The following is a 7,883-nucleotide window of genomic DNA, read 5'->3' on the forward strand; positions in this document are numbered from 1 at the left end:
GGGAAAGAGATGGCATTGCAATCGCTGGATATCAAGCGCGTCTCGGCCACCACGACGCCACCGCCCACGGTGCGCGAACCGGTGACCGGGAGCGTCGCGAAGCTGATCGACGTATCGAAGTGCATCGGCTGCAAGGCATGCCAGACGGCGTGCATGGAGTGGAACGACCTGCGCGACGAAGTCGGCACCAACGTCGGCGTGTACGACAACCCGGCCGACCTGACCGAGCACTCGTGGACGGTCATGCGGTTCTCCGAATACGAGAACCCGGCAGGCGACCTCGAATGGCTGATCCGCAAGGACGGCTGCATGCACTGCGAGGATCCGGGCTGCCTGAAGGCGTGTCCGTCGCCGGGCGCGATCGTGCAGTACAACAACGGGATCGTCGATTTCCACGAGGAGAACTGCATCGGTTGCGGCTATTGCGTGACCGGCTGCCCGTTCAACGTTCCGCGGATCTCGAAGAAGGATCATCGCGCGTACAAGTGCACGCTCTGTTCCGACCGCGTCGCGGTCGGCCAGGAACCGGCCTGCGTGAAGACCTGCCCGACGGGCGCGATCGTGTTCGGCACCAAGGAGGACATGAAGCAGCACGCGGCCGAGCGCATCGAGGACCTGAAGGAGCGCGGCTTCGAGCATGCGGGGCTGTACGATCCGCAGGGCGTCGGCGGCACGCACGTGATGTACGTGCTGCACCACGCCGATAAGCCGTCGCTGTACCACGGGCTGCCCGACAACCCGTCGATCAGCCCGATGGTGAAGCTGTGGAAGGGCATCGCGAAGCCGCTCGCGGTCGCCGGCATCGCGCTGACGGCGCTTGCCGGGTTCTTCCACTATGTCCGGGTCGGTCCGAACGAGGTGAGCGACGACGAGGAATCGGCCGCGCGCGACGAGGCGCGACGCATCAAGGAGGACGCGAAATGAAGCACGACGACCCCAACCTGATCGTCCGCTACTCGGCGAACGAGCGTACGAACCACTGGATCACCGCGATCACGTTCGTGCTGCTCGCGTTGTCCGGGCTCGCGCTGTTCCATCCGTCGATGTTCTGGCTGACCGCGCTGTTCGGCGGCGGCCAGTGGACGCGGATCCTGCATCCGTTCGTCGGCCTCGTGATGTTCGTGTCGTTCGCGATCCTGGTGGTGCGCTTCTGGCACCACAACGCGCTCGACGCGGACGACCGGCAGTGGCTGAAGCAGATCGGCGACGTGCTGACCAACCAGGAGGACAAGCTGCCGCCCGTCGGGCGCTATAACGCCGGGCAGAAGCTGCTATTCTTTACGTTGGTGGCATGCCTGCTGTTGCTCCTGCTGTCGGGGATCGTGATCTGGCGGCGCTACTTCTCGTTCTACTTCCCGATCGGGGTGATCCGCGCGGCCGCTGTCGTGCATGCCGTGGCGGCCTTCGTGCTGATCGCGAGCATCATCGTGCACATTTACGCGGCGTTGTGGGTGAAGGGCTCGATCGGCGCGATGGTGCGTGGCACCGTCACGCTGGGCTGGGCCCGCAAGCATCACCCGAAGTGGTTCCGTGAAAGCGTGAAATAACGCACCGGAGCGGGCGGCTCGCCGATCGCGGCGGGCCGCCCCGTCAGCCGTCGGAACCGCCCGAAGCGCCGATCCGTCGGCGCTTGTTTATTTGGAATACATTTCTGTGACACAACGCATTCTCGAACCGACCGAGATCTCGGCACTCGATCATTCGGCCATTCCGCGCTTTCGCCTGCCGGAGCGCGCCACCGCGTTTTCGGCGCGCGCCGCGCGGCTGCGCAAGCTTGCCGACTTGAACCCGATCAGCGGCTACCTGCGGCTGATGGCCACCGTCGCCGACGCGCAGCACGCGACATTGCAGACGCTGGAGCTGCCGCTGCCGTCGAAGGAAGCGATCGCGCGTGCGCAGCAGCATTCGATGCCGCTCGTGCCGGCGCTCGACGGCGAGCGCGATCCGCGCTGGCGCGCCGTGCTGTACGAACTGCTCGATCGCGTCGAAGGCGCCGGGCTCGTCAATCCGTCGCTCGCGAAGCTGCTCGACCGGCTGCGCCTGACGGCGCCCGCCGAACTCGACGCGCAGGCCGACGCGATCCTCGCGCTGCGCTTCGCCGAGGTCGACCCGGCCACTGCGCCGTTCCTGATGGCCGCGCTGCAGGTCGTGTGGACCGATCTCGCCAGCCGCGTGACGCCGGCCGACGTTCCGTATCTCGACCAACCGGGGCTGTGCCCGGTGTGCGGCTCGCATCCGGTCGCGAGCGTCGTGCGGGTGGGTGGCCAGTTCCAGGGCTACCGTTTCCTGCAATGCGGGCTGTGCACGACCGAGTGGCACATGGTGCGCACCAAGTGCTCGCACTGCGATTCGACGAAGGGCATCGCATACCACGGGATCGAGGGCGGCAGCGAAGCCGTCAAGGCCGAATCGTGCGACGAGTGCAAGACCTATCGCAAGATCGGCTACCAGGAGAAGGACTACGAGTTCGAGCCGCTGGCGGACGATCTCGCGAGTCTCACGCTCGACCTGCTGATGAACGAGGCCGGATACCAGCGCAGTTCGCCGAACCCGCTGCTGTGGCCGGATGTGTCGCGGGAAGCGGATTGACGGCACGGGGCCGGGGCGGTGCGCGAGCGCCGGCCTCGGCCGACTGCGAAGCTGAGACTGGAGCCACTACTACGTGACCGAACCGGGTGTGAATGAATTGAATGCGGTGCTGGCGCGCGTGCCGTCGGTCGAGCGCGTGCTGTCGTCGGCACCGCTGCAACCGCTGCTTGCCGACCATGGCCGCACGCGCGTGCTGAATGCCGTGCGCGCCGAACTCGAACGCTGGCGTACCGCCGCCCAGCACGATCCGATGGCGGCCGAGCCGCTCGACGAGCCGCGCATCGCTGCGGCCGTCGCGCGCACGCTGGCCGCGCAGAGCGCCGGCGCCGTGCGCGCGGTGTTCAACCTGACCGGCACCGTGCTGCATACGAATCTCGGGCGCGCGCTGTTGCCCGACGAAGCGGTGCGCGCGGTGATCGACGTGCTTACGCGGCCCGTCAACCTCGAATTCGATCTCGCCACGGGCCGTCGCGGCGATCGCGACGACCTGATCGACGATCTGTTGTGCGAACTGACGGGCGCGGAAGCGGCGACCGTCGTCAACAACAATGCGGCGGCCGTGCTGCTGACGCTGTCGGCGCTCGCGACGAAGCGCGAAGTCGTCGTCTCTCGCGGCGAGCTGGTCGAGATCGGCGGCGCCTTCCGGATTCCCGACATCATGAGTCGCGCCGGCGCCAGGTTGCGCGAGGTCGGCACGACCAACCGTACCCATCTGCGCGACTACGCGGACGCGATCGGCCCGCGCACCGCGCTGCTGATGAAGGTGCACTGCAGCAACTATGCGATCAGCGGCTTCACGAAGGAGGCGACGCTTGCCGAACTCGCGCCGCTCGCGCGCGAGCATGGGCTGCCGGTCGCCGTCGATCTCGGCAGCGGCACGCTCGCCGACCTGTCGCAATGGGGGCTGCCGCACGAGACGACCGTGCAGGAAACCGTCGCCGCCGGCGCAAACGTTGTCACGTTCAGCGGCGACAAGCTGCTTGGCGGCCCGCAGGCCGGCCTGATCGTCGGCGATCGCGCACTGGTCGCGAAGATCAAGAAACATCCGCTCAAGCGCGCGCTGCGCGTCGGCAAGCTGACGCTCGCGGCGCTCGAGCCCGTGCTGCGGCTCTACCAGGCGCCCGAATTCCTGCGCGACCGGCTCACGACGCTGCGCCTGCTGACGCGTCCGCAGCGCGAGATCGCCGAGGCCGCCGAGCGCGTGCGCCCGGTGTTCCTGGCCGCGCTCGGCAACGGTTTCGACGTGACGGTCGAACCGATGTTCAGCCAGATCGGCAGCGGCGCGCTGCCGGTCGACCAGCTACCGAGCGCCGGGCTCGTCGTGCGCACGCCGGACGGCAAGCGCGGCGGCCGCGCGCTTGCGCAGCTCGAGAAGCGGCTGCGCGAATGGCCGCGCCCGGTGATCGGCCGCATCGCCGACAACGCGCTGCGGCTCGACCTGCGCTGCCTCGAAGCCGCCGACGAAGCGGCATTCGTCGCGCAATGCGTGCCGCCCGCGGAGCCCGCTGCATGATCGTCGGTACCGCGGGGCACATCGATCACGGCAAGACGACGCTTGTACGCGCGCTGACGGGCGTCGATACCGACCGGCTGAAGGAAGAGAAGGCGCGCGGCATCTCGATCGAACTCGGCTACGCGTATACGCCGCTCGAGAACGGCGATGTGCTCGGCCTGATCGACGTGCCGGGCCACGAGAAGCTGATCCATACGATGGCGGCCGGCGCGTGCGGGATCGACTCCGCGCTGCTCGTGATCGCCGCCGACGACGGCGTGATGCCGCAGACGCGCGAGCATCTCGCGATCCTGCAACTGCTGGGCGTCACGCATGGCGCGGTCGCGCTGACGAAGTGCGACCGTGTCGACGCCGCGCGCGTCGCCCAGGCGCGCGACGAGATCGCCGCATGGCTGCACGACTCGACGCTGGCCGGCGCGCCGATCTTCGAAACCCGTGCGACAGCCGTGGACGATCCGGGCGTCGCCGCGTTGAAGCGTCACCTGGCCGACGCGGCGATCGCATGGCGCGCGCGCCGCGACGACGGCCTGTTCCGGCTCGCGGTCGATCGCGTGTTTACGCTCGCGGGGCAGGGGACCGTCGTGACGGGCACCGCGTTCGCGGGCCGCGTCGCGACTGGCGACACGCTCGCGATCGTGCGCACGGGCGGTGCGGCGCGCGTGCGCAGCATCCATGCGCAGAACCGGCCGGTCCAGGCCGGCCGCGCGGGCGAGCGTTGCGCACTGAACCTGGCCGGCGTCGACAAGGCCGACGTCGAGCGCGGCGATACCGTCGCCGATGCGCGGCTCGCCGCGACGTCGCCACGCGTGGACGTCGAGCTGACGCTGCTCGCGGACGCGGGGCTGACGCTGACGCACTGGGCGCCGCTGCACGTGCATCTCGGCACACTGCATCGCGTCGCGCATGTCGCGCTGCTCGACGGCGACACGCTCGCGGCCGGCCAGCGGATGCGCGTGCAACTGGTATTCGACGAACCGGTGTTCGCGCTGCCGGGCGACCGTTTCATCGTCCGCAATCCGCAGGCGACGCGCACCGTCGGCGGCGGTCGCGTGCTCGATCCGTTCGGGCCGGCGCGCAAGCGCCGCACGCCCGCGCGCCGCGCGTGGCTCGATGCGCTTGCCGAGTGGCTCGACGCGGAGCGCCTCGATGCGCTGCTCGCGCAGGCGCCGCTCGGCATCCCGCGCGCGATGCTCACGCATCTCACCGGTTTCGCGCCGGACGCGCTCGCGTTGCCGGACGACGCGCTGGCGATCGGGCAACGCGATGCCGCGTCGAACGACGGCGCGGTGATTGCGCATGCGCACTGGCGCACGCTGCAGACGCGGGCGATCGAGACGCTGCGCGCGTATCACGAGCGCATGCCCGACGAACAGGGGCTCGACGCCGCGCGCCTGCGGCGGATGGCTGCGCCGCTTGCCGGCGATGCGTTGTGGCGCGCGCTCGTCGATGCGCTGGTGTCCGGCGGCGAAGTCGCGCGAAGCGGGCCGTGGCTGCATCTGCCGTCGCATTCGGTGAGCCTCGATTCGCGCGAGGAGGCGCTGGCGCGGCAACTGCTGCCGCTGATTCATGCGGGACGCTTCGATCCGCCGTGGGTGCGCGACCTGGCCCGCGACACGGGCGCGGCCGAGGACGCGGTGCGCACGCTGCTGCGCAAGCTCGCGCGGCGCGGCGACGTGCACCAGGTCGTGCGCGACCTGTTCTATCACGCGGATGTCGTACGCGAGCTGACGGAACTGGTCGCGCACCTCGCGCCTTCGCGTGGCGGCGGGCTCGATGCCGCGACGTTTCGCGACGCGACGGGGCTGGGCCGCAAGCGCGCGATCCAGATTCTCGAGTTCTTCGATCGGGTTGGGTATACTCGCTTCCACCGCGATCTTCACTTCCTGCGGCCTGACAGCGGTTGGGTAGGTATTCAGGCGTAGGCGCCCGTTGTTCTCTTCTGGTTGTTTTCCCCGAGGAAGGCATTCGTATCCGGTGGTACGGCTGGACTTCAAATCCAGTTGGGGGTGTCAGACACTCCCGGGTAGGTTCGACTCCTGCTGCCTTCCGCCACAAGGGCCTTCCGGCCTGTTCCGATTGCTTCCGGTGACGTCCTCTACATCGCTGATTTTAAAGCGTTTTGTGGGTGGCGGCGTGCTTGCGGCTACCGTTGACGTCCCGCACAATTTCCTCACGAAGTATGGGTAGCGATGTGGGTTTGTGGGTAGAGAGGGCGACATGGCTGGACGACACTTGCATCGACTCAGCGCTCTGCGGGTTGCGAAAGAAGTGACGCCGGGTCATTACGCGGATGGAGGTGGTCTCTACATGCAGATCGCGGACAGCGGTGCGCGTTCATGGGTGTTCCGGTTCAAACTAAGCGGCCGCATGCGGGAGATGGGACTTGGTTCGCTCTCGCGAGTTTCTCTGGGCGAGGCGCGGAAACTGGCCGCCGGATACCGCGATATGGTGAGGGATCTGATCGATCCCATCCTCGCGCGGCGTGAGCAGCAGCGAAGACAACTGCTCGATATATCGCCGGATGCCAATGCGACGTTTCGCGAAGCCGCCGAAGCTTTTATCCGCGCGCGCGAACCGGAGTGGCGAAATCGCAAACATGTCCAGCAGTGGGGCAATACGCTCAAAACATACGCGTATCCGATTATCGGGGACGTTCGGGTGCGCGACATCGACACTGGGATGATCGTGCGGATCCTGCAACCGATATGGACGAAGAAGGCGGAGACCGCGCGCCGTATACGCGGTCGTATCAAGGCAATACTTGACGCCGAAACAGTCCTAGGCCATCGTGCTGGCGCGAATCCGGCACGGTATGTCGACCACCTCGAACTCGTGTTGCCTCGGTCGAAGAAACGCTCACAGGTGAGCCATCACCCTGCACTGCCTTGGGAGGACTTGCCAGCGTTTATCCGCGAGCTTGAGCAACGTCCGCGACGTGCAGCGCGTCTGCTGCATCTGCTCATCCTCACGGCGACCCGCACGAACGAGGTGCGTTTTGCGCGGCCGGAGGAGTTTGACCTTGCCGCCCGCACGTGGTCAATTCCTGGCGATCGTACCAAAAGCGGCCGGCCGCTTCGCGTACCTCTTTGTGATCGCGCTGTCGAGATCGTGCGCAATGCATTGCCCAAGGCAAAATACGGATATCTGTTCCCGGGCTGCAAGGAAGGGCGTCCGTTGTCGAACATGGCGATGCTGACACTTCTGAGACGTATGTCACGACACGGGATCACGTACATGGTTTCCGGTCGACGTTCCGCGACTGGGTTGCCGAATGTACGGACTATCCCGATTCGCTCGCAGAGGAAGCCCTAGCACACGTTATCGCATCGCAGACAGTGGCGGCCTACCGGCGTCGCGACCAGCTCGAGCGCCGTCGCTTGATGATGGCTGACTGGGGATTTTATTGCGGAAGCCAGTGTGAGAACGTTGCGACTGAAGTTGACCCGCTTCAACGGACAGATCTGCGGTAGCGATCGATGTGCGATTTAACCTCCGTTAAGCGGTAAGTCGCGGGTTGTCCACGGGCGGGCGGCGGGTCGCCTATCACGACCACGACGCCGCCCGGCGGTGGGCAACCCGCGCGGGGACAGGGTTTCATTTTTCATGTGCTCGTCTTCGAATTCGAGCGGTGAACGGTAGCCGATGCTGCTGTGCAGGCGACGCAGGTTGTACCATCCCTCGAGGAACCAGAACACACGCCCACGTGCCTGTTCGTGCGTATCAAAGCGCTCGCGCATGAGCAGTTCCGATTCGAGCGTGCCGAAGAAGGACTCGCACATCG

Annotated in this window: 6 protein-coding genes, 1 tRNA gene and 1 pseudogene; 7 read left to right on the plus strand and 1 reads right to left on the minus strand. The window is 66.9% G+C overall.

Annotated features, from left to right (window positions below):
* The first annotated feature begins 9 nt into the window (after nucleotides 1–9).
* From fdxH to BT264_RS32645, 7 genes and pseudogenes are all read left to right on the plus strand, one after another.
* On the plus strand, nucleotides 10–924 hold the full coding sequence (gene fdxH, locus BT264_RS32615) for a formate dehydrogenase subunit beta (RefSeq protein ID WP_034179967.1): 915 nt from the start codon (nucleotides 10–12) through the stop codon (nucleotides 922–924).
* Nucleotides 921–1,547: a formate dehydrogenase subunit gamma gene (locus BT264_RS32620; RefSeq protein ID WP_059599523.1), complete on the plus strand. Its 627-nt coding sequence runs from the start codon at nucleotides 921–923 to the stop codon at nucleotides 1,545–1,547. Before fdxH ends, BT264_RS32620 begins: the two co-directional genes overlap by 4 nt.
* A gap of 106 nt (nucleotides 1,548–1,653) precedes the next feature.
* On the plus strand, nucleotides 1,654–2,589 hold the full coding sequence (fdhE, locus tag BT264_RS32625) for a formate dehydrogenase accessory protein FdhE (protein WP_175958748.1): 936 nt from the start codon (nucleotides 1,654–1,656) through the stop codon (nucleotides 2,587–2,589).
* 73 nt (nucleotides 2,590–2,662) lie between these two features.
* Entirely contained in the window at nucleotides 2,663–4,102 is a 1,440-nt protein-coding gene (gene selA / locus BT264_RS32630) for an L-seryl-tRNA(Sec) selenium transferase (protein ID WP_072444069.1), read from the plus strand.
* The gene (gene selB / locus BT264_RS32635) at nucleotides 4,099–6,024 is read left to right on the plus strand and encodes a selenocysteine-specific translation elongation factor (RefSeq protein ID WP_072444067.1); all 1,926 of its coding nucleotides are present in this window, start codon (nucleotides 4,099–4,101) and stop codon (nucleotides 6,022–6,024) included. The genes selA and selB overlap by 4 nt, the downstream gene beginning before the upstream one ends.
* Nucleotides 6,025–6,058: 34 nt before the next feature.
* Nucleotides 6,059–6,154 (plus strand) — tRNA-Sec (locus tag BT264_RS32640).
* Between the two features lie 165 nt (nucleotides 6,155–6,319).
* Nucleotides 6,320–7,572 (plus strand): annotated as a pseudogene (locus BT264_RS32645) (tyrosine-type recombinase/integrase).
* A gap of 15 nt (nucleotides 7,573–7,587) precedes the next feature.
* Here BT264_RS32645 and BT264_RS32650 read toward each other — a convergent pair.
* On the minus strand, nucleotides 7,588–7,883 hold a 296-nt coding region (locus BT264_RS32650), incomplete at its 5' end, for an IS3 family transposase (RefSeq protein ID WP_083534287.1).

Origin of the sequence: Burkholderia sp. NFPP32 (assembly GCF_900119325.1) — a bacterium.
Classification (GTDB): Bacteria; Pseudomonadota; Gammaproteobacteria; order Burkholderiales; family Burkholderiaceae; genus Burkholderia; species Burkholderia pyrrocinia_C.

Excerpts from the sequence above, each read along its gene's own strand:
- fdxH (WP_034179967.1), top strand. The coding sequence starts at position 10 with ATGGCATTGCAATCGCTGGATATCAAGCGCGTCTCGGCCACCACGACG.
- BT264_RS32620 (WP_059599523.1), top strand. The coding sequence starts at position 921 with ATGAAGCACGACGACCCCAACCTGATCGTCCGCTACTCGGCGAACGAG.
- selB (WP_072444067.1), top strand. The coding sequence starts at position 4,099 with ATGATCGTCGGTACCGCGGGGCACATCGATCACGGCAAGACGACGCTT.